This is a genomic window from Faecalibacterium sp. 9, assembly GCF_048320955.1.
Classification (GTDB): Bacteria; Bacillota; Clostridia; order Oscillospirales; family Ruminococcaceae; genus Faecalibacterium; species Faecalibacterium wellingii.
In genome coordinates, this window is record NZ_JBLWGB010000001.1 from 807,068 (window position 1) to 827,100 (window position 20,033).

Annotated in this window: 19 protein-coding genes and 2 tRNA genes; 11 read left to right on the top strand and 10 right to left on the bottom strand. The window is 59.8% G+C overall.

All coding sequences use genetic code 11. The annotated features are described in order from the left end of the window. Positions 1 to 2 precede the first annotated feature (2 nt). The 5 genes from aroB to ACKXF9_RS03785 form a co-directional block, all read right to left on the bottom strand. Positions 3 to 1,046: a 3-dehydroquinate synthase gene (gene aroB / locus ACKXF9_RS03765; RefSeq protein WP_249237857.1), complete on the bottom strand. Its 1,044-nt coding sequence runs from the start codon at positions 1,044 to 1,046 to the stop codon at positions 3 to 5. Continuing rightward, a complete protein-coding gene (locus ACKXF9_RS03770) occupies positions 1,043 to 2,113 on the bottom strand; it encodes a bifunctional chorismate mutase/prephenate dehydratase (protein ID WP_348584384.1) in 1,071 nt (356 codons plus the stop codon). Before ACKXF9_RS03770 ends, aroB begins: the two co-directional genes overlap by 4 nt. A gap of 354 nt (positions 2,114 to 2,467) precedes the next feature. Then, entirely contained in the window at positions 2,468 to 2,656 is a 189-nt protein-coding gene (locus tag ACKXF9_RS03775) for a hypothetical protein (protein ID WP_418265354.1), read from the bottom strand. A gap of 3 nt (positions 2,657 to 2,659) precedes the next feature. Continuing rightward, on the bottom strand, positions 2,660 to 3,412 hold the full coding sequence (locus ACKXF9_RS03780; protein ID WP_418265355.1) for a hypothetical protein: 753 nt from the start codon (positions 3,410 to 3,412) through the stop codon (positions 2,660 to 2,662). A gap of 25 nt (positions 3,413 to 3,437) precedes the next feature. After that, positions 3,438 to 4,139 carry a lysophospholipid acyltransferase family protein gene (locus tag ACKXF9_RS03785; RefSeq protein ID WP_418265356.1) on the bottom strand — a complete coding sequence of 234 codons (702 nt, stop codon included), beginning with the start codon at positions 4,137 to 4,139 and terminating at the stop codon, positions 3,438 to 3,440. A gap of 244 nt (positions 4,140 to 4,383) precedes the next feature. On the opposite strand from ACKXF9_RS03785, the gene ACKXF9_RS03790 reads away from it, so the two are divergent. From ACKXF9_RS03790 to ACKXF9_RS03815, 6 genes are all read left to right on the top strand, one after another. Then, the gene (locus ACKXF9_RS03790; protein ID WP_418265357.1) at positions 4,384 to 5,226 is read left to right on the top strand and encodes a DUF624 domain-containing protein; all 843 of its coding nucleotides are present in this window, start codon (positions 4,384 to 4,386) and stop codon (positions 5,224 to 5,226) included. Positions 5,227 to 5,256: 30 nt separating this feature from the next. Next, a complete protein-coding gene (locus tag ACKXF9_RS03795; protein WP_418265358.1) occupies positions 5,257 to 6,627 on the top strand; it encodes a hypothetical protein in 1,371 nt (456 codons plus the stop codon). A gap of 44 nt (positions 6,628 to 6,671) precedes the next feature. Continuing rightward, positions 6,672 to 7,277 (top strand): AAA family ATPase, encoded by a 606-nt coding sequence (locus ACKXF9_RS03800; protein WP_418265359.1) that lies wholly within the window; start codon positions 6,672 to 6,674, stop codon positions 7,275 to 7,277. 386 nt (positions 7,278 to 7,663) lie between these two features. Continuing rightward, on the top strand, positions 7,664 to 8,998 hold the full coding sequence (locus tag ACKXF9_RS03805) for an MATE family efflux transporter (RefSeq protein ID WP_414000792.1): 1,335 nt from the start codon (positions 7,664 to 7,666) through the stop codon (positions 8,996 to 8,998). Positions 8,999 to 9,045: 47 nt separating this feature from the next. Further along, positions 9,046 to 9,750, top strand: coding sequence for an HdeD family acid-resistance protein (locus ACKXF9_RS03810; RefSeq protein ID WP_339394621.1), 705 nt, complete (start codon positions 9,046 to 9,048; stop codon positions 9,748 to 9,750). Between the two features lie 270 nt (positions 9,751 to 10,020). After that, positions 10,021 to 11,427, top strand: a complete 1,407-nt coding sequence (locus ACKXF9_RS03815) for an NAD(P)/FAD-dependent oxidoreductase (RefSeq protein ID WP_339394622.1) — start codon at positions 10,021 to 10,023, stop codon at positions 11,425 to 11,427. A 380-nt stretch (positions 11,428 to 11,807) separates the two neighbouring features. Here the strand turns inward: ACKXF9_RS03815 and ACKXF9_RS03820 are convergent, their stop codons facing one another. The 4 genes from ACKXF9_RS03820 to ACKXF9_RS03835 all read right to left on the bottom strand — a co-directional run bounded on the left by ACKXF9_RS03820 (position 11,808) and on the right by ACKXF9_RS03835 (position 15,379). Next, positions 11,808 to 12,284, bottom strand: coding sequence for a peptidylprolyl isomerase (locus ACKXF9_RS03820; RefSeq protein WP_005943496.1), 477 nt, complete (start codon positions 12,282 to 12,284; stop codon positions 11,808 to 11,810). 128 nt (positions 12,285 to 12,412) lie between these two features. After that, a complete protein-coding gene (locus ACKXF9_RS03825) occupies positions 12,413 to 13,210 on the bottom strand; it encodes a TIGR03915 family putative DNA repair protein (RefSeq protein ID WP_418265360.1) in 798 nt (265 codons plus the stop codon). Next, entirely contained in the window at positions 13,189 to 14,547 is a 1,359-nt protein-coding gene (locus ACKXF9_RS03830; RefSeq protein ID WP_418265361.1) for a putative DNA modification/repair radical SAM protein, read from the bottom strand. Before ACKXF9_RS03830 ends, ACKXF9_RS03825 begins: the two co-directional genes overlap by 22 nt. Before the next feature lie 199 nt (positions 14,548 to 14,746). Continuing rightward, positions 14,747 to 15,379 (bottom strand): LexA family protein, encoded by a 633-nt coding sequence (locus ACKXF9_RS03835; RefSeq protein ID WP_249237871.1) that lies wholly within the window; start codon positions 15,377 to 15,379, stop codon positions 14,747 to 14,749. Between the two features lie 220 nt (positions 15,380 to 15,599). Between ACKXF9_RS03835 and ACKXF9_RS03840 the strand changes: the two genes are divergently transcribed. The 3 genes from ACKXF9_RS03840 to ACKXF9_RS03850 all read left to right on the top strand — a co-directional run bounded on the left by ACKXF9_RS03840 (position 15,600) and on the right by ACKXF9_RS03850 (position 16,834). Next, a tRNA-Ser gene (locus ACKXF9_RS03840) sits at positions 15,600 to 15,687 on the top strand. Positions 15,688 to 15,721: 34 nt separating this feature from the next. Further along, positions 15,722 to 15,815, top strand: a tRNA-Ser gene (locus tag ACKXF9_RS03845). 89 nt (positions 15,816 to 15,904) lie between these two features. Further along, positions 15,905 to 16,834 (top strand): AEC family transporter, encoded by a 930-nt coding sequence (locus ACKXF9_RS03850; protein ID WP_418265362.1) that lies wholly within the window; start codon positions 15,905 to 15,907, stop codon positions 16,832 to 16,834. Between the two features lie 42 nt (positions 16,835 to 16,876). Here the strand turns inward: ACKXF9_RS03850 and ACKXF9_RS03855 are convergent, their stop codons facing one another. Beyond that, positions 16,877 to 17,629 carry a TraX family protein gene (locus ACKXF9_RS03855; protein ID WP_418265363.1) on the bottom strand — a complete coding sequence of 251 codons (753 nt, stop codon included), beginning with the start codon at positions 17,627 to 17,629 and terminating at the stop codon, positions 16,877 to 16,879. Positions 17,630 to 17,874: 245 nt separating this feature from the next. Between ACKXF9_RS03855 and ACKXF9_RS03860 the strand changes: the two genes are divergently transcribed. Together ACKXF9_RS03860 and aguA are read left to right on the top strand one after the other, a co-directional pair. After that, entirely contained in the window at positions 17,875 to 18,756 is an 882-nt protein-coding gene (locus tag ACKXF9_RS03860) for a LysR family transcriptional regulator (protein WP_249237874.1), read from the top strand. A 158-nt stretch (positions 18,757 to 18,914) separates the two neighbouring features. Further along, a complete protein-coding gene (aguA, locus tag ACKXF9_RS03865; protein WP_339394628.1) occupies positions 18,915 to 20,018 on the top strand; it encodes an agmatine deiminase in 1,104 nt (367 codons plus the stop codon). Positions 20,019 to 20,033: the final 15 nt, after the last annotated feature.

Here is a 20,033-nt window from a genome sequence, read left to right on the forward strand (position 1 = left end):
GCTTACTCCTCAATGCCCAGCAGGGGACGCAGGCCCTCCACCGGGATGGTCTCGGCGCGCCAGCAGCCCAGCCCCGGCACCTTGATAATGGTGATCTGGCCGCTCTGTGCCTTTTTGTCGTGCAGCATTTCAGCCAGCACCTTTTCCTTATCGTAGGTGGTGCGGGTGGGCAGGCCGAGGCGGCGGTATACCGCGCGCACCCGCTTCTGCAATGCCTTGGATTCGATCATGGGCAGCATGCCCAGCGCCACGCACTCGCCGTGGTAAAGGCCCACGGTGCGGCGGCCCTTGATGCCCTTGACGGCCTCGATGCCATGGCCGATGGTGTGGCCGAAGTTCAGGGCCTTGCGCATTCCCTGCTCGGTCTCGTCCTGCTCCACGATATTCTTCTTGAACCGCAGGCTGCGGCAGATGATCTCGCCGATCTGGGCATCAACGTCGCCATTTTCAAAGATCGCGAACAGCTCGGGGTCTGCCAGCAGGCTTGCCTTGACGGCTTCTGCCAGACCGTTGATGAAGTGGCGGCGGGGCAGGGTGGCAAGGGTGTCCGGGTCCACGATGACCAGCTTGGGCTGCCAGAAGGCACCCACGATGTTTTTGGTATCGCCCAGATCCACGGCGGTCTTGCCGCCGATGGAGGAATCGATCATGGAAAGGGTGGTGGTGGGGCAGTTGATAAAGTCGATGCCCCGCATGTAGATGGAAGCGGCAAAACCGGCCAGATCGCCTACCACGCCGCCGCCCACGGCGATCACCAGATCGCCGCGGCCCATGCCGAATTCCAGCATCTGGCGCAGCACGGATTCCAGAATTTTAAAGCTCTTGCTGGCTTCGCCCTGGGGCACCGTAATGATGCGGGCATCCTTGCACTGGTCGGCCACCATCTGGGCGTACTGTGCGGGCACACCGCTGTCGGTGACAACCGCCACCCGGCGGTCCAGCCGGGCGAACTGATACAGGTTTTCCAGCGAGCCGCTCTTGACGATGATGTCGTAGCTGCGCTCACCCAGATTCATGGTCAGCTTGGTTCCGATAAATTCACTCATTTGGTATACACTCCTAACAGCCGCACGGTACGGCAGGTGCGGTCAAGCTCGCGCAGCAGCGCGGCGGTCTCATCGGCGGTGGGGTCGCCCACCAGCTCGACGTAAAAGTAATATTCGAAGGGCACATGGGGCATGGGGCGGCTCTTGATGGATTCCATATTGAAGCCGCTGGCACCGATGATCTGGATCACCTCGCCCAGCTTGCCGGGCTTGTTGTCCACCGTGAACAGCAGCGAGAACCGGTTGCCGCCGGTGGGCTTTTCGCGGCTGAGCACGATAAAGCGGGTGGTGTTGTCGCCGTCGGTGTTGATGCTGGGCACCAGCACTTCCAGTCCGTACAGGGCCGCCGTCTCCACGCTTGCAATGGCCGCTTTGGAGGCATCGCCGCTTTCAGCCACGAACTTTGCGGCCATGGCGGTGTTGGCCATGGCGGTGGCGGGCAGGCCGAACTGCCTTAAAAAGGTCTCGCTCTGGGCGATGGCCTGCTGATGGCTGTAGACGCTTCTGATCTGGTCGAGCTTTGTGCCCGGCAGCACCAGCAGGTTCTGGGAGATGGGCAGATCGTACACATCCACCACCCACAGCGCCGGGTGATTGTAGCACAGATCCAGCACGGCAGAAACATCGCCCGCATGGCTGTTCTCAAAGGGAACGACGCCCCGGGCGGCATCGCCGCGTTCCACCGCGTCAAACACCTCGTCCCAGGTGGGGTAGCTCACAGCCTCGGCGTGGGGGAACAGCGCCCGGAGGGCGATGTGGGCAAAGGCACCCTCCACGCCCTGATAGGCGGCGCGGTTCTGGCCCAGCACCACGGCTTCGTACTGCTTTGCCACATCCATCAGGTTCTGCACGTGGTCCTTATAATAGGGCCGCAGGGCAGGAGACTGAATGCGGGCCGCAGCCTTTTCCAGCACTGCCGTCTCGCGGGCAGCGTCGTAAATGGGCAGGCCGTGGGCTCTTTTGTATTCTGCCACCTGCAGCACAGCGGCCATCCGCCGCTCAAACAGTGCAGCAAGCTGGGTATCCACTGCGTCGATCTCGGCGCGTGCCTGTTCCAGTGCGTCCATGGGTTCACATCCTTTTATATGGCTCAGATCGGCCATTTGATTCTCAGATACCCAGTAAGTATACCATAACTGGGACGGAGAAACAACAAGACCTCCGGCGTTTCAAAGGGGAGAATATTTCAAATCAGATATGTGTAAAAAGAACAAAATAGAAAACAGAAAAGACGAACCCTCTCAGTCTGCTCCCGTTGGTCGCAGCCAGCTCCCCCGAAAGGGGGAGCTTTATTAGCGTCTACCTTCAGATGGAAAAAGCTCCCCCTTTCGGGGGAGCTGTCAAAGCCGCAAGGCTTTGACTGAGAGGGTTCGTACCTTGCAAAAAAGGCTGCCGCACAAAATGCTGTGCGGCAGCCCGGGTCAATCTGTTGCTTTATTCTTCAAAATATCCTCCCAGCTGCGGGCCTTGCCGTAATATCTCCCGTAGGGATTGTCCAGCGCCTGCGCAAGGGAGACCGGCTTTTCCGGCTGTGGCTTTACCACCGGTTTTGCCGTCCGGTCAAAGCGGAGCTGTGCGGCAGGCCCGCCGCGCGTTATCCGGAACCGCATGGCTCACCCCTCTGCCCCGGCGGTGGAAACAGCCCCGGCGGTCAGGGCGCTCCAGAGCGCCTCGCCGCCAGCCAGCAGGTCGGCGGTGTCCTTGTTCCATGCACCGCGGATGCCGATGTAGTACCGGCTCATCAGCTCCTGACTGGAGCCGCTTTCGCTCTGCACAGCATCAGAAGCGTAATCGCCCAGATCAAGGCCCGCCAGCACCGGGCAGTCGGTCCAGCGGTAGACCATGTTCCACCAGTCACTGTCTGCGTCGGACTGCGGCAGGCTGCCGTCGAGGTAGCGCAGGGTGCCGGTGGTCTGCTGGAACCCGGCTGGGTCGTACAGGATGAAGATGGAACTCAGCGCGCCCTGAATGTCGGTGGAAAGTTTGGTGGTGCCTGCCATGTCAAGGTAGGCATCCGAGTCCTCGTTGCCAAAGTCCATGGTGTAGAGGTTCAGCTTTACCACCACCTTGCCGTCGTCGTTCCGGTCTTCGCCGTAGGCGGCAAGGGCGTCCTGCAGGGCGGTCTGGGTGGCTTCCGGCAGGTAGTGGGGTGCCACAACGGCCACGTTATAGTCTGCATGGACGGTAAAGAAATACTGCCCGATGAAGTTGTAACCGAAGAACACCACGATGATGCCGATGATGATGACCCACTTGAGGTTATAATCCCACCAGTTGGCCCAGCGTTCCTTGCGGGTGTACTGGCGCTGTTTGCGGGGCTGGAGGTCTTTGGGGTCGATATCGCGTTCGTAACGGTAGCTTGCCATGGGGCAGTTTCCTCCAAGTTCTGATTTACAGCTGTGCCAGAATGGCCTGACGCACAGCGTCCGGCAGCTGCTTCTGCTCGGCCTTGCTCATGCCTGCAGTCCGGATGGGCGGCAGCACCTTGATATGCACGCTGCCCGGATGGCACAGGTTGCCATTGTTCTCAAACAGGGCACGTGCACCGGTAATGGCCACCGGAACCACCGGTGCGCCGGTCTTGACGGCAATGCGGAATGCACCGGCCTTGAACTCACCGGCACCGCCCTCTTCTCCCTTGTAGCGGGTGCCCTCCGGGAAAATGACGAAGCTCTTGCCGCTCTCCACAATGGCAGTGGCATCGTTCAGGGCACGCACGGATGCCCGCAGGTCGTCGCGCTGCACGAACACACAGCCCAGCAGCTTCATCCAGCGGTTCAGCAGCGGGATTTTTTCCAGCTCTTCCTTGGCAAGGATGCCGTGGGGCTTATCCAGACTGGCCAGCAAAAGCGGGATGTCGTAGTAGCTGCGGTGGTTGCCCACGAACACGCAGGCCGTATCTTTGGGGATATTCTCAAGGCCCTCCACGCTCAGGAAAACGCCGGTCACCTTTAAAATGCCCCGGCTCCAGTGCGGGATATGCTTGTTGACGAGCTCTTCCACCAGCTGCATGTCGCCTGCAGCCAGAGCGCGTTCCGCCCGGCGCAGCACGCCATAATGGACGATCATATAACCAAATAAGTAGATAAACATCGCAATCGTGCGAAAAATACTCATTGTGTTTTCCTCCCTCCGGCAAAATATGCCATTGTCATTGTATCACACTTTTTGTAAAAAGGGGAGAAATAACACTTTTTTTACAAATCGGAGGATCTGCGGTCTTGCAAAATTGACAAAATGCGGGTATATTTATAGTTGTAAAGCCAGCACAATGGCACTTTCTGCACGAAATGCTTTCTGCCGGCCCAATGGATGAAGAGAGAGGTACCATACGAACATGGGTTTATTTCCTTCCGCAAATGACTTCAAGGCCGGTAAGGGCGTTGAAAAGGATGCTCCCCGCAAGACCGGCATAGGCCGCTTTTTTGAGCTTGTGGGCCGTGATATGAACGGCATGTTCCTTGCAAACCTGCTGGCCTGCATCGGCTTTCTGCCGGTGATCTGTCTGGTGTACATCGGCTTTCTGGCAAACAGCCTGCCTGTCATGCTGGCAAGCGCGGTGGTAGGCGGCATTCTGGCCGGGCCTGCGCTGGCCGGCATGTACGATACCGTGCTGCGTGCCCTGCGTGACGAAGCCGGTTACTGGTGGGTGACCTATCGCCGTGCCTTCAAGCGCAACTTCAAGGCCAGCATTGCGCCGGGCATCTTCTACTGCGTCGTGGTCACAATGCAGATCTTCCTTGTGTATTTCTGCTTCAGCATGCTGGCGCAGGGCACCAATGTGGGCGTGCCGCTGTGGGTGGCCACGGTGCTGAACCTGCTCATCTTCCAGATGCTGTTCGCCTACATGTGGCCGCAGGTGGTGCTGCTGGATCAGCCCTTCAGCCTGACCGTGAAAAACAGCATCAACTGCATGATCGCGTTCCTGCCCCACGCACTGGCGGCGGCCATCGTGCAGATCCTGTTCTGGGGCGTGGTGATCCTGTGCATGCCGCTGGGCCTGCTGCTCATGCTGATCTTCGGCTTCTGGTTCGTGACCGAAGTATCCTGCCAGATCATCTACGGCGATATTGAAAAGGTGTTCCACATTGAGGAGAGCATCCGCAAAATGAAGGATGCCGAGCTGGAAGCCGCCCTCCAAGAGGACTACGGCGAAAGAACCGACGACACCAAAGAGTAAATTTGAACTTCCGCAAAGGAGGGGTGCTCCATGGAACAACGGAATAATCTGGTTTTGCAGGGCACCGAGACCTTCTCCCGCGGGCAGCTGGACAATGTGGCACTGGACGGCGGTGCACTGGTGCTGGACAGCGTGGCGGGCCGCTGCCTGCAATACGGCAGCTATACCACGCCGGAATTTGCCATGCCGGCCTTCTGCAATCTGAATGTCAGCTGGAACGCCTTTGCGCCCCACAACACCATGGTGGAGGTGCGCTGCCGGGTATATGCCGGAGGAAACTGGACCGGCTGGATGAGCTTTGGCAAGTGGGCACCGGGCTACCCCCGCTGCAGCTGCAATTCCCAGAGTGACGACGGCATGATCTTCCTCATGGGCGATACCGTGACCGTGGCAACGCCCGGCGGCGGCACCGGCGTGCAGCTGCAGGTGAACCTTTCCACCAACGATGACAAGGTCTCGCCCGCAGTGCGCCTGCTGGCCGCGGCAGTGCGGCCGCTGGCGTGGGAGAAGCACAACGGCCACCCGTTGAACCGGCAGCTCTATCTGCCGGAATACTGCCTTTCGGCCCACGATCCCAGCTTTGGGCGCACTATGGATCTGCCGCTGGTCATGGCGGCACTGATGAACTGCTGGGGCGAGGATGTCCTGCCCGAAGAAGTGGCTTATGTGATGGAGGACATGGCCCACAGCACCACCGCCAATGCGGCCTTTGCGGCTGCTGCCGCCGGCTGCTGCGGCTACCCCTGCTGGCAGGCATGGATGGACCTTGCCGACCTGCGTGCCCAGATCCACGATGACTGCTGTGTGGCAGTGCAGGTGGAGCGGCGCATCCGCGGCCAGCGGGACCCGGTGCGGGTCTGGATGGGCCTGCGCGGCTTTGGCCACGACGATGCCGTAATGGCAGATTATGTGCTGCTGAACGACCCCACCGCAGATTCCAACGGCGCAGTGAACTGCACCATGGCGCTGGTGGACTTTATGCGTTACTTTACCGGGCGCGCCATCGCCCTGCGGGCAAAACCCCGCGACATGGCAGCCAACCGCCCCCGGCGGCTGCGCTGTGAGCTTGTCCCCGGCAAGGAAGAGGGCGTTTATTTCTTTGAACAGCACGGTGAGGCCGACCCGCTGCCGGAGGATTTTTCCGGCTGGACGGCCTACGCTGTGCACGACGGTGTGGCCCATGCCACCACCGCCCACCGCAATTTCCACTGCATGGAGCGCACCCGGGACGGCGGCATCCGCTTTCCGGCAGCGCAGATGGCCGAGGGCGGACGCTGCAGCGTGTACGCTGTGGACCAGACCGGCACCATGCGGGTGGCGGAGGTGCGGCTGCCCAAGCCGAAGCCTGCACCGGATACAGCACGACCGGCTTCCCAAGCACAGGCAAAGCCGGAGAAGTGACCGGCAGCACCTGAGCGAAATCATACACACAGGAGGAACACATTATGGCAAAGACGATCATCACTTTGGGACGTGAATACTGCACGGGCGGCCGCTACATCGCAGAAGATGTGGCAAATGCACTGGGCATCAAGCTTTACGACAAAGAGCTGATCACCATGGCAGCAAAGCATTCCGGCCTTTCGGAAGAAGCTGTTGCTGCCAGTGAAAAGCGGCATACCCACAGCCTGCTGTACAGCCTGTACACCATGGGCAATGAGCTGCCGCTGGGCGATCAGGTGTTCATTCTTCAGAGCCGCATCATCAAGCAGCTGGCCGAGGAAGGCCCCTGCGTGATCCTGGGCCGCTGCGGCGACTACGTGCTGCGCGAGCGCAAGGATGTGCTGCGCGTGTTCGTGTATGCACCCAAGGAGTGGCGGCTGGAATACGCAAAGACCAACCCGCTGGTCAAGGCCAAGGACGAAAAGGGCATCAGGGAAGAGGTGGAAAAGACCGACCGCAACCGCTCTGCCTACTACAACTACTACACCCAGAACCGCTGGGGCGATGCCCACAACTATGATCTGGCCATCAACGCAGCTCTCGGCCGCGAGACCTGCGTGAAGATGATCCTGGACGCAGCTGCCGCCAAGGAGAAGGACCTCGGCTGACCGCCGGGGCGCTTCAAAAATAAAACAACGATGATTCGTGGGTAGGGTGTGCAAGCGCCCTGCCCACGTTTCGGGCAACGGCGACGACCGCGGCCTGCGGCCAAAGACTTCCCCCGGCCGGGGGAAGATGTCGCATAGCGACAAAAGAGGGAATGCAGGGAGGAGCCGTTGGGGCAGCGGCCAGCAGGACACGAGTGCCGCATGGGCGGTCACGAAGTGGACGCTGGGAGCCGCAACCCGGGCGCTGATGCCGCTTCCGGTTTTCAGAAGCCTTGCCAGCTGCACAAGTGCGGCAATATGTCTCTGGCAAAAAACATCTCAAGTCAAAAGGAGCAAACGTGGAAACAAAGCAATCCCAAACCTCTCCCGCCGCGCGGGAAAATATCATGGGCACCATGGAGATCAACCCTCTGCTGGTCAAGCTGAGCGTGCCCATGATGATCTCCATGCTGGTGCAGGCACTTTACAACGTGGTGGACTCGGTGTTCGTGTCCCATGTGAGCGAAAGCGCCCTCACCGCCGTCTCGCTGGCGTTCTCGCTGCAGAACGTGATGATCGCCGTGGGCGTGGGCACCGGCGTGGGCGTCAACGCCCTGCTGTCCAAGAGTCTGGGCGAAAAGAACCAGCACCGTGCCAACGTTACGGCAGAGAACGGCATTTTTCTTTCACTGTGCAGCTTTGTGGTGTTTCTGGTCATCGGTCTTACCTGCATGAAGCCCTATTTCTATGCGCAGACCAGTGATGCAGCCATTGCCCAGCAGGGCATCCAATATCTTTCGGTGTGCTGCATCTTCAGTCTGGGCCTTTTCACCCAGACCATGGGCGAAAAGCTGCTGGCCGCGACCGGCCGCACCCAGCTGAGCATGATCAGCCAGCTGGTGGGTGCAGTGGTGAACATCATTCTGGACCCCATCTTCATCTTTGGCTACTGCGGGCAGGCGCTGTCCGGCACCACCGGTGCAGCTGTGGCAACGGTCATCGGCCAGTTCTGCGGCGCAGGCATGACCCTGTTCTTCAACCTGAACAAAAACCCGGATATCCAGATCAGCTTCAAGGGCTTCCGGCCCAGCGCCAAGGCCATTGGCCGCATCTACACGGTGGGTCTGCCCAGCATCGCCATGCAGTGCGTGGGCAGCCTGATGACCTTTGGCATGAACCTGATCCTCATGGCCTTCTCGGCTACGGCGGTGGCGGTGTTTGGCGTCTACTTCAAGCTGCAGAGCTTCGTGTTCATGCCCATTTTCGGCCTGAACAACGGCATGGTGCCCATCATCAGCTACAACTACGGCGCCCGCAGACCGGACCGCGTGAAAAAGACCATCAAGCTGGCGGTGTGCTATGCCGAAGGCATCATGCTGGTGGGCTTCTGCATCTTCCAGTTCGCGCCCCGGCAGGTGCTGGGCATCTTTGCGGCCAGCGATGCCATGCTGGCCATCGGCGTCCCGGCCATGCGCATCATCTGCCTGCATTTCCTGCTGGCGGGTGCCAGCATCGTGCTCAGCTCGGTGTTTCAGGCACTGGGCAACGGCATCTTCAGCCTCATCGTTTCGGTCTGCCGTCAGCTGTTCGTGCTGCTGCCGGCCGCATGGCTGCTGGCACAGACCGGAAATGTCAACAATGTCTGGTGGGCCTTCTTCATCGCTGAGATCGTCAGCGTCCTGATGAGTCTGGCCTTCTATGCCCGTATCAACAAAACGACCATCGCACCCCTGTACCACTGACCCGGGTGCGGGCAGACGGCCCTGCAAACGAAAGGAACGTGAACTCTATGGTAAAAAAGCTGAAGTGGAATCTGGTCCTCATGAGCCTGCTGTATCTGGGTCTGGGCGTTTTTCTGGTCATGAAGCCCGGTACGGCCCTCAACATCGTGTGCTATGCGCTGGGCGGCGTGGTGCTGGCCTGCGCAGCGGTGCAGCTGGTTCGCTACTTTGCGGTGGAGCGCGGGGTGTTCCAGAGCCAGCTTACCCTGGTCTCCGGCATCGTGTGTCTGGCGCTGGGGGCTTTCCTCATCATCCGCAGCGACATCGTGGTGAGCATCCTGCCCATCGTGTTCGGCCTGTTCGTCATCTTTGACGCCATTGGCCGGGTGCAGAATGCGCTGGATCTGCGCCGCTGCGGCTACGACAGCTGGAAAGGGTTCCTGTTCCTGCCGGTGCTCAGCGTGGTGCTGGGCGTGGTGCTGGTCATCAACCCCTTCGGTGCCATGGAAAAGCTGGTGATGGCCATTGGCATCATCCTCATCGTGGAGGGGGCCATCAACCTGCTCAGCGCCCTGTACACGGTGCTGGCCGTGCGCCGCTTTACCAAGCTGCACCCGGAGACCCAGTCCATGCTGGAGTCCCTGACCGGCGAAGACCTGAACGGTGACGGCGTGGTTGCCCCGGATGTGACCCGCACCGATGCCGAGGCCAGTGCTGTGGAGCTGGATGAGGTGGACGAGAGCGCCACTGTGGAGCAGGAGAACGAGAAATAAACCCTCTCAGACGCTCCGCGCCAGCTCTCCCGAAGGGCGAGCTTAATGCGCTGTTTTGATGACGTTTTCCTCATACTGTGAAGAAGGTGTACCCTTTCTTCCGTAGGAAAAAGCTCCCCCTGAGAGGACAGATTTCCCCCGGCCGGGACAGATTCTCCCCGCGCCGGGGAGAAATGTCACCGCAGGTGACAAAAAGGGGAATCTGGCAACGCCGTCAGACGTTGACTGAGAGGGTTTTATACGAACGACTAAGTAAAGGAAAAAGAGAAAATGGAAAAGTACGATCTGATCATCGTGGGCGCCGGTCCGGCCGGCATCTTTACCGCTGTGGAGCTGCTGCGCCGCGGCAGCAAAAAGAAGATCCTTCTGGTGGAAAAGGGCAAGCCGGTGGAAAAGCGGCACTGCCCCAAGGCCGAGGTGGGCCACTGCGTCAACTGCCGCCCTACCTGTGCCATCACCACCGGCTTTTCCGGTGCAGGCGCTTTCTCGGACGGCAAGCTGAGCCTTTCCTACGAGGTGGGCGGCGACCTGCCCACCCTGATCGGAGAGGAGTTTGCACAGGAGCTCATCAACTACACCGACAAGATCTATCTTGAGTTCGGCGCAGACCCCCATGTGGAGGGTATCTACACCGGCGAGGAGATCAAGGAGATCCGCAAGAACGCCATCCATGCCGGCCTGAAACTGGTGGACTGCCCGATCCGCCATCTGGGCACCGAGAAGGCACAGCAGCTGTATCTGGCCATCCAGAACCATCTGGCCGACAGCGGCGTGGAGATGCTGTTCAATACCGAGTGCGAGAACATCATCCTTGAGAACGAGGAGTGCAAGGGCGTGCTGCTGAAGGACGGCGATCAGGTCCGGCCCGTGTATGCAGATACCGTGGTCATCGGCACCGGCCGCCGCGGCGCAGACTGGCTGGAAAAGATCTGCGCGGAGCACCACATCGCCCATAAGCCCGGCACCGTGGACATCGGCGTGCGCGTGGAGTGCCGCAACGAGGTCATGGAAAAGGTGAACAAGGTGCTGTATGAGTCCAAGCTCATCGGCTACCCCAAGCCCTGGAAGAACAAGGTGCGCACCTTCTGCCAGAACCCCGGCGGCTTTGTGGCGCAGGAGAACTACGACAACGACCTTGCCGTGGTCAACGGCCACAGCTTCAAGGAGAAAAAGAGCGAGAACACCAACCTTGCCATTCTGGTCTCCCACAACTTTACCGAGCCCTTCAACCAGCCCATCGCCTACGCCCAGAAGGTGGGCGAGCTGACCAACATGCTGGGCGCAGGCCACATCATGGTGCAGCGCTACGGCGACATTCTGGACGGCAAGCGCACATGGCAGAAGGAGCTGGCCCAGTCCAACGTGAAGCCCACCCTGAAGGACGCCGTGGCAGGTGACATCACCGCCGCCATGCCCTACCGCGCCATGACCAACATCATCGAGTTCATCAAGATGCTGGATATGGTGGTGCCCGGCTTTGCCGCCAACGAGACCCTGCTGTACAGCCCGGAGCTGAAGTTCTACTCCAACAAGGTGAAGATGGACGAGAACCTGGACACCAACATCAAGGGCCTGCACTGTCTGGGCGACTCCTCCGGCTGGACCCGCGGCCTGATGATGGCTTCGGTCATGGGCGTGCTCATGGGCCGGAAGCTGGCCGAAAAAGAAGGCTGCTGAAAAACGGCAGCGTCGTAAATATAAATAAAAGAAAAGCGACAGTGTGTCAAAATTGCACGCTGTCGCTTTTTGTGCTATACTGTCTCTGCGGCCCTTCTCCATGTCCCCCAAGCGCGGAAAGGAGGTGGCACCCATGAATGGATTCGTCACATTCATTCAGACTGTCGGAGCACAAGTAGTAGCCTACTATCTGTGCAAGTGGCTTGACAGTTTGATCGGCAAGGGCAGTAAGCACTAAAAAGAGCCCCTCGGTAGTGCTAGTACCGGGGGGCTTTGTTTTTTGCGTGGCATCCACGTTCAGGCTTCGTCACATTGCCTAGCTCTATTATATGCAGCTACGCGCAAAAGTCAAGAGAAGCAAGGTGGATTTTTGAGGGGGATCAGCCCTCAATGAGCTCCACGGTCTTCATCTTGACCGGGGTGGTGGGCTTGTCGTTCCAGTCGGTGCGAACCGCTGCGATCTTATCCACAACGTCCATGCCTGCAACCACCTTGCCAAAGGCGGCGTACTGGCCGTCCAGATGGGGTGCATCCTGATGCATGATGAAGAACTGGCTGCCGGCGCTGTTGGGGTTCATGGCGCGTGCCATGCTGATGACGCCGCGGGTGTGCTTGAGCGGATTGTTCACGCCGTTGGCGGCAAACTCGCCCTTGATGTTCCAGCCGGGGCCGCCAGTGCCGTTGCCCAGCGGGCAGCCGCCCTGAATCATGAAGCCGGGGATCACGCGGTGGAAGGTCAGGCCGTTGTAAAAGCCCTCGCTGACCAGCTTCTTGAAATTCTCACAGGTGATAGGAGCGGCTTCTTCGTTCAGCTCGATATCGATGATGCCGCCGTCTTCCATAGTAATGCGAACCATAACGCTACAATACTCCTTTTGTGTTGCCCCGCAGCAGTGCGGGAGTGTTCGGCAGAAGGCCTGCCGGATATCTCTTATAGTATACCATAGGTTTTGGGGGTTGCAACGGCGCAGATGCAACGTTTTTGTTAAAATTCATCTTTCATCTCCACCATATCGGCCCAGAAGCGCTTGGGGCAATGGCTCATGCGGCCTTTTTCGTTGCGACGCGCCTGAATTTCCAGCGTTTTGTAGAACTGGGTCCACAGGGCCTGAAACTGCTGCTCCCGCTCGCTGGGCGGCGGCAGCTCCAGCGGTGCGGCCAGCTCCAGCAGCCGGGCCTTGTGCTCCTGCTGCAGCAGCACGGCCTGATGCACGGCATCATAGATCAGAAAGTCCTCTTCCGGGAACCGTCCGCAGAAATGGGGCCGCAGCAGCGGCAGGATGTAGTTTTTAGGGTGGATGACGGCCCCCAGCATCCCGTCGTGCTCCTCAAAGCGGACGAAGCCCTGAAATTTGTCCACTTCCCAGTCCAGACTCTTTTTCATTTCGTACAGCGGGGCCACGTCCGGGTGGCCGGTGCGCTTTACGGTGCCGGGGCCGAGGGCGAAGGCCAGATGCAGAAAGCGGATGAGCAGCAGCTCCTTGTCCTCCCGCCCGGAGAGAAAATCCCGGCTGACAAGATACTCGGTCTCAGCCCCCAGCTTTCTGCCAAAGCTGGCGAACACCCGCTGCGCCCGGACGTGGTCGGTGGGGATGTCCTTCACCGGATAGAGCGTGGAGGTCTCCCGCTGGGGCGTCCACACTGCAAAGGGAATCTCGTGCTGGGCAAAGCTCTCAAATACACAGCACAAAAAGCCCTCAAAGCTGCCATCGTAGAGATAGACCACATCCGCATCGTGGAGCCTGCGGGCTCTCTGCGGGTTCACAGTGCCTTCGCCAGACATTGCACTGCCTCCTCTCGCACCATGCGCAGGGCGGCGCGCGGTGCCACGCCCTGCGTGATAAGATCGTCCACCGCAGGCGGCGTGAACAGACTCAGCTGCTCACAATTGCCGCCGAACACGTTGGGGTCGATGAGCGCTTGGGTGATGCGCTCCCGCCCGGCGGTGCCGCGGCCCGGGTGCGCACCGGAAAAACCATTGCATGTGATGAAATACTGCGCCCGCTTGAGCACCACGCCCATCCGCTTGAGCTCGTCCAGCCCGAGGCTGGACAGCTTGCGGGCGTGCCAGATGCGCCGGGCGCTCTTGGGGCCGATGCCCGGCACACGCAGCAGCATTTCAAAAGGGGCGCGGTTCACATCTACCGGGAACAGCCCGTAGTGCTGCACGGCCCAGTTGCATTTGGGGTCCAGATAGGGGTTGAAGTTGGGGTTGTCCCGATCTAAGATCTCGTCCGCCTCGAACTGATAGAACCGCAGCAGCCAGTCGGCCTGATACAGCCGGTGCTCCCGCAGCAGCGGCGGCTTTGTGTCCAGCGCAGGCAGGCGGCTGTCCTCGGCTACCGGGATATAGGCAGAGTAGAATACCCGCTTCAGGCTGTACTTCCGGTACATGCCCTCGGTGAGCTTCAGGATGTGGTAGTCCGTCTCCGGCGAAGCGCCCACGATCATCTGGGTGCTCTGCCCGGCGGGGGCGAACTTTGGAGCATGGCGGTAGACCGTCAGCTCCTGCTTGCTCTGGGCACCGGAGACCGCGATCTGTTTCATGGGGCGGAAGATGGAGTGCCGGCCCTTGTCCGGTGCCAGAAGATTCAGGCTCTGCTCGCTGGGCAGCTCCACGTTCACGCTCAGACGGTCGGCCAGATATCCCAGCTGCTGCAAAAGCTCCGGGCTTGTGCCGGGGATGGCCTTGGCGTGGATGTAGCCGCCAAAGCGGTATTCGCCCCGCAGCAGCCGCAGGGCGGCCAGCATCCGTTCGGTGGTGTAGTCCGGCGTGCCCAGCACCGCGCTGGAAAGGAACAGCCCCTCGATGTAATTGCGGCGGTAAAACTCCACGGTCAGCTCGGCCAGCTCCCGGGGCGTAAAGGTGGCCCGGGGGATATCGTTGGAGCGGCGGTTGACACAATAGCTGCAGTCAAAGGCGCAGCAGTTGGTCATGAGCACCTTTAAAAGGCTTACGCAGCGGCCGTCGGCGGTAAAGGCGTGGCAGCAGCCCGGCGCATAGCAGCTGCCCAGCGTTCCGGCCCGGGCAGTGCGGGAAGCGCCGCTGGAGGTGCAGGCCACATCGTATTTGGCGCTGTCGGCCAGAATGGTAAGCTTGTCCATCAGGGTCTGTTCCATGCAGAATACACCTCCAAAGGGGAAAAAGGGTCAAAAAATAAAGCCATGCGCAAAATTGCAGATGGCTTTTATGGTTTCGGCCTTTTTCGTGAAAATGCGTTTGGAGCGCCCCGCAGGGCGCGACAAACGCGAAAATAAAAATAATTTTCCGCTGATCATGGCCAGAGTGAAACGGAGGCCATTCAAATGGTTGAATGGCTCACCATTTCGCTTTTGTTTCCACCACACGCCCGGCGATGTGCAGATGGTTCAGGTCTTCGCCCTTGATGACCATTTCGCTGTAGGCCGGGTTGAAGGGCTGCAGCACCACACAGTTGCCGCGCTGGATGTAGCGCTTCAGGGTTCCCTCGCCCTCGTCGCCGTAGATCAGCACGCCAAGATCGCCGTTTTCCAGCGTGTCCTGCCGGTGCACCAGCGCAAGGTCGCCGTCCTGAATGCGGGGCTCCATACTGTCGCCGCGCACCACCAGATAGAAGTAGTTGGAGGGGTCCTTCACGCGGGCGTATTCCTGACCGTAGTCCTCCTCAAAGGCGAGGGCACCGTAGCCGGCCTTCACCGTACCGATGACCGGGATCAGGCTCTCGGAATAGCTGCCGAAGAACCGCTCCTCCGGCGCAGATACATTGCTCACCGGACGGTACAGGCCCAGCAGATAGTCTGCGGTGGTGTTCAGCAGCTCTGCAATGCGGGCCACCGTGGTGGGGTCGGGAGAGGATTTGCCGCTTTCCCATTTGCCGACGGCCTGCTGGGTCACGCCCAGTTTGGAAGCCAGCTCAGCCTGACTGACGCCCTGCTTTTTGCGGCACTGCTTCAAAAGTTCTGAAAACGACATGGTATATTCTCCTTTACACCGCGAGGAAATTTTCTTGTGATTATTATACAACAAAAAGGTGTGCTTGTAAAGAGGCTGAATGGGCCGAGACCAAAAAAGGTTGTGATAAATTTCTCTTTTTTGCGTCTGGTGAAAAAAATTGCATGAAAGGCTTGACAGCGGGGCACAAATCTGGTAAATTAAATAGGCATTCGACACGGCGTAAAGCGGATGTCCACAAGGAGAGATGTCCGAGTGGTTTAAGGAAGCAGTCTTGAAAACTGCCGTACGGCAACGTACCGTGGGTTCGAATCCCACTCTCTCCGCCATTTTTTATTGAATAAGTGTAACACACTTTGCTCTGGAGTAGTACTCAAGAGGTCGAAGAGGCGCCCCTGCTAAGGGCGTAGGTCGTCTAAACAACGGCGCGAGGGTTCAAATCCCTCCTACTCCGCCAAGAAAAAGCTCGTTGATTCGTTGAAATCAATGGGCTTTTTCCTTTATAAAGGAAAAAATGCGGCTTGCGGAACAAAAAAGGAGGAACCAATGGCGTTTGGTGTTTTGGCGGGTCAGATCACCGTGATCTTTCTGGAGGTGCTGCTGGGGTATGTGGGGGCCCGCAGCGGCATCATCAAGGACCGGGACAGCAAGTTTTTGTCCGACTTCATCATGAAGCTCCTGCTGCCCTGCACCATGCTGGCGGGCGCTGCGGTGGAGGGTGAGCCGGAACTGCTCACGCAGGCCGGCATCCTGTTCGTTTTGCTGCTGCTGTTGTTTGTGGCAACCACGGCACTGTGCCGTGTGAGCAGCTGGCTGCACCACGACACGCCGGGAAAGTATGCGGTGCTGGTGGGTACGGCGGCCATGCCCAACTGCGGCTTTATCGGCCTGCCGCTGTGCAGTGCTCTGCTGGGCGCAGCACGGGGCACCGTGTTTGCAGGCATGGCAATGGCCTCTTATAATGTATGGTTCTTTACCTATGTGGTGTGCCTGTTCCGCCCCGGCGAGAAGATCCGGCTCAAGACCTTCATCACCCCCACCAACATTGCCACCGTGGCCATGCTGGTGCTGCTGGCGACCGGCTGGCGTCTGCCCGCACCGGTGCAGCAGTTCTGCAGTGCGGTGGGCGGCTGCACCACCCCGCTGGCCCTTATGATCGTGGGTGTGCTGCTGGCAGACAGCGACATCCGCGCGCTGCTGCACACCGGCTTTCTGTACCGGGTCACCCTGCTGCGCGGCATCCTGTTCCCGCTGCTGTTCATGCTACTGCTGTGGCTGCTGCCGCTGGACAATGTGCTGCGCACCGGCCTGTCCATCATCGCCTGCTGCCCGGCCGGCAGCCTTGCCGCGGTGCTGGCCAAGCAGACCGGCACCGAGGCGACCCTTGCCAGTCAGGCGGTGGCCCACTCCACCGTGTGTATGCTGGTCACAGTGCCTGCCATGCTGCTGCTGACCGGTGCGATGTTCCCGATGTGAGAAGCTGTAAAAAGCCCGCTGTCTCCGGACGGCGGGCTTTTTTTACAGCATAAGGTTTGTGATCATTGCCAGCACCAGCAGATGCACCGGGTAGAACCAGTAAAAGGCCTTTTTCAGCAGCGGACTGCACGCGCCGCGCTGTCCGTTATAGAACCAGACCAGCACAAAGGCCAGCGGCGCGGTGAGCTCGAACAAAAACAGCACTGCGCCTGCAAGGCACTGCCGCTTGCGGTCTGCGCGGGTCAGGTACAGGGTGCAGATGATGAGCACGCCGATGGCGTGGTAGTCGGTGCTGGCGGCCAGCGCCAGCACGGCGCAGCCGCCCGCCCACACAAGCCCCTGCCAGCCGGGCAGGCCGTTTTCCTTTTCAAAGCGCTTGAGCCCTGCCATGGCCAGCACGCCCAGCGCCAGCGTCCAGTAAACGTTCTGGTGCTGCGGGGCGAACGGCGTGCGGAAGAAGGCCAGATCAAAGGGTACCTCGCTGACAAGGCCGAACAGCACCAGCCGCCCAAGGTAGTCTTTGACGTTGTGGGTGTGCACAAAGCCCTCCACCAGCAGAAAGCAGAACAGGGGAAAGGCCAGCCGCCCGGTGAAGCGCAGCACCATGTCCAGCCGGTACAGCGGATAGGCGGAAAGGGTGTCCTGCGAGAGGGTGCCGACGTCCAGCCCGGGCGTAAGGATACCTGCCTCGATGCAGGACGCGCCGATGTGGTCCACCAGCATGGTGATACAGGCAATGGTTTTAAGAGCAGTGCCGCTGAAGCTGAAGCTGCGGCGCGGGGAAAGTGCGGTCATAAAAACACCTCGGTCAGTTTGAAAAAATCGTTACAGGAACTATAACGGAGGAAAGGCGGCGTTTCCTGCGTCTGCTGCGGCAAAATCTGCACAGAGCGTGCAAAATCGGGGCAAAAATGCTTGACAGAAAAGGTGCGGGATAGTACAATCAAGAAGATAATTGAACTATCGCAAACCAAAGATGAAAAAGATTCACAGAGAATCGGGCGTCTCCGAACCGGATCAGAAGGAAGGAGGCTTTAGGCATGACGCTTTTTTCCTACGAGATCTTTGATGCAGTGGCACGCCAGGGCAGCTTTAACAAGGCGGCACAGCAGCTGCATCTGACCCCCTCGGCCATCAGCCACGCCATTGCCGTAATGGAGGAGGAACTGGGCTTTGCTCTGTTCAACCGCGGCAAGAACGGCGTTTCCATGACCAGCTACGGGGCCTCGCTGTACCCGTCCATCCGCGATGTGCTCAACAGCGACGAGGCCCTCAAGCAGAGCATCGCCCGCCTGAACGGCCTTGAAAAGGGCAAGGTGAGGCTGGGCGTGTTCAACTCGGTATGCGCGTCGCTGCTGCCGGGGCTGCTGAAAAGCTTTATGACCCACTACCCGCAGATCGAGATCGAGGTCTATCAGGGCACCTACGATGATGTGAAGGAATGGCTGCGCACCGGTCAGGTGGATGTTGCGTTCCTTTCTTCCACCTGCCGGGAGGAATTCAACCTCACCGAGCTGTTCCGGGAGCCGCTGCTGTGCATCGTGCCGCAGGACTGGCCCGAACCGGAAAACGGCGTGATGACCCCTGCCCTGATGAACGGTCAGAGCTTTGTGGTGCAGTGTGACGCCACCGACGCAGAAATGCGCCAGTTCCTGAAGAAATACAAGGTCGGCACCGAGCGCCGCTGCCACGTCATCGACGACCAGTCCAATATTGCCATGGTGGAAGCCGGTCTGGGCATTTCCATCATGCCGCAGATGCTGCTGCGGGACTGCAAGGCCGCTGTGAAGATCTACCCCATCGAGCCGGAGGAATACCGTGTGGTGGGTCTGGCCGTCCAGCGCCCTGCCGCGATGGCTCCTGCCGTGGAGCAGATGTTCCACCACATCGTGGACTACTGCAAGCAGGTCGAGCTGCAGTAACGTGGGATCCCTATTACTATAGCACATTTCAGCCGGTGTTTGGTGCGCCGGCTGAATTTTTTTGCAAAATGCGCCCGGATGCAGGGGTGCGGGTGGCAAGTCTATTGTATCTGCTGGGAAAATCCGGTATACTAAACAAAAAACAACAGGAGAATGCAATGCATACTTTTTCTACCCTGCCCGCCGCCGAGGGCTTCCGGATGCCGGCGGAATATGAGCCGCACCGCGGCTGTGTGATGATCTGGCCGGTGCGGCCCGGTTCCTGGCTGTACGGCGGCCGGGACGCCCAGCCTGCCTTTGCGCAGGCCGCCCGCGCCATTGCCGAGAGCGAGACGGTGTGGATGCTGGCCGGCCCGGCGGATGCCGGTGCCGTGCAGGCGGAGTTTGCCGGGGACGAGAACATCCATGTGCTGACCATCGAGACCGATGACGCATGGGCGCGGGATGTGGGCCCCACCTGCGTGGTGGACGATCACGGCACCGTGCGGGGCGTGGACTGGCAGTTCAACGCATGGGGCGGCATGGTGGACGGTCTGTACGCCCACTGGGAAAAGGACAATGCGGCCGCCCGCGCCATCTGCGCGGCACTGGGCATGGACTGCTATGATGCACAGCACTTTGTGCTGGAGGGCGGCTCCATCCACTCGGACGGCGAGGGCACCATCCTTGCCACCGAAGCCTGTCTGCTGAGCCGTGGCCGCAACCCGGAGCTGAGCCGGGCCGAGATCGAGCAGGAGCTGAAAAACTATCTCGGCGCACAGAAGATCGTCTGGCTGCCCCGGGGCATCTACAACGATGAGACCAACGAGCATGTGGACAACGTGTGCGCCTATGTGGGCCCGGCAGAGGTGGTGCTGGCGTGGACGGAGGACGAGAACGACCCGCAGTACGCCCTGAGCAGGGCAAGTCTGGATGCGCTGGAAGCAGCTACCGATGCAAAGGGCCGGCACTTCACGGTGCACAAGCTGCCCATCCCGGCAAAGCCCATCTGCGTGACCGAAGAGGAACTGCAGGGCTATGCCTTTGAAGAGGGCGAGGATACCCGCGAGGCCGGGGAGCGCCTTGCTGCAAGCTATGTGAATTTTTACATCTCCAACGGCGGCATCATCCTGCCGCAGTTCGGAGACGAGAACGACGCCGAGGCAGTGCGCATTCTGGGCGGACTGTTCCCGGGCCGCAGGGTGTACCCCATCCCGGCCCGGAGTATTCTGGTGGGCGGCGGCAACATCCACTGCGTCACCCAGCAGATCCCCAGAGGCTGACAGAAACGATATGAG

Coding starts and splice junctions, on each gene's coding strand:
- ACKXF9_RS03810 (WP_339394621.1), top strand. CDS start 9,046: ATGGTAAAAAAGCTGAAGTGGAATCTGGTCCTCATGAGCCTGCTGTAT.
- ACKXF9_RS03825 (WP_418265360.1), bottom strand. CDS start 13,210: ATGTCTGGCGAAGGCACTGTGAACCCGCAGAGAGCCCGCAGGCTCCAC.
- ACKXF9_RS03800 (WP_418265359.1), top strand. CDS start 6,672: ATGGCAAAGACGATCATCACTTTGGGACGTGAATACTGCACGGGCGGC.
- aroB (WP_249237857.1), bottom strand. CDS start 1,046: ATGAGTGAATTTATCGGAACCAAGCTGACCATGAATCTGGGTGAGCGC.
- ACKXF9_RS03815 (WP_339394622.1), top strand. CDS start 10,021: ATGGAAAAGTACGATCTGATCATCGTGGGCGCCGGTCCGGCCGGCATC.
- ACKXF9_RS03835 (WP_249237871.1), bottom strand. CDS start 15,379: ATGTCGTTTTCAGAACTTTTGAAGCAGTGCCGCAAAAAGCAGGGCGTC.
- ACKXF9_RS03780 (WP_418265355.1), bottom strand. CDS start 3,412: ATGGCAAGCTACCGTTACGAACGCGATATCGACCCCAAAGACCTCCAG.
- ACKXF9_RS03850 (WP_418265362.1), top strand. CDS start 15,905: ATGGCGTTTGGTGTTTTGGCGGGTCAGATCACCGTGATCTTTCTGGAG.
- ACKXF9_RS03855 (WP_418265363.1), bottom strand. CDS start 17,629: ATGACCGCACTTTCCCCGCGCCGCAGCTTCAGCTTCAGCGGCACTGCT.
- ACKXF9_RS03775 (WP_418265354.1), bottom strand. CDS start 2,656: ATGCGGTTCCGGATAACGCGCGGCGGGCCTGCCGCACAGCTCCGCTTT.
- ACKXF9_RS03860 (WP_249237874.1), top strand. CDS start 17,875: ATGACGCTTTTTTCCTACGAGATCTTTGATGCAGTGGCACGCCAGGGC.
- ACKXF9_RS03770 (WP_348584384.1), bottom strand. CDS start 2,113: ATGGACGCACTGGAACAGGCACGCGCCGAGATCGACGCAGTGGATACC.
- aguA (WP_339394628.1), top strand. CDS start 18,915: ATGCATACTTTTTCTACCCTGCCCGCCGCCGAGGGCTTCCGGATGCCG.
- ACKXF9_RS03785 (WP_418265356.1), bottom strand. CDS start 4,139: ATGTTTATCTACTTATTTGGTTATATGATCGTCCATTATGGCGTGCTG.
- ACKXF9_RS03805 (WP_414000792.1), top strand. CDS start 7,664: ATGGGCACCATGGAGATCAACCCTCTGCTGGTCAAGCTGAGCGTGCCC.
- ACKXF9_RS03790 (WP_418265357.1), top strand. CDS start 4,384: ATGGGTTTATTTCCTTCCGCAAATGACTTCAAGGCCGGTAAGGGCGTT.
- ACKXF9_RS03830 (WP_418265361.1), bottom strand. CDS start 14,547: ATGGAACAGACCCTGATGGACAAGCTTACCATTCTGGCCGACAGCGCC.
- ACKXF9_RS03795 (WP_418265358.1), top strand. CDS start 5,257: ATGGAACAACGGAATAATCTGGTTTTGCAGGGCACCGAGACCTTCTCC.
- ACKXF9_RS03820 (WP_005943496.1), bottom strand. CDS start 12,284: ATGGTTCGCATTACTATGGAAGACGGCGGCATCATCGATATCGAGCTG.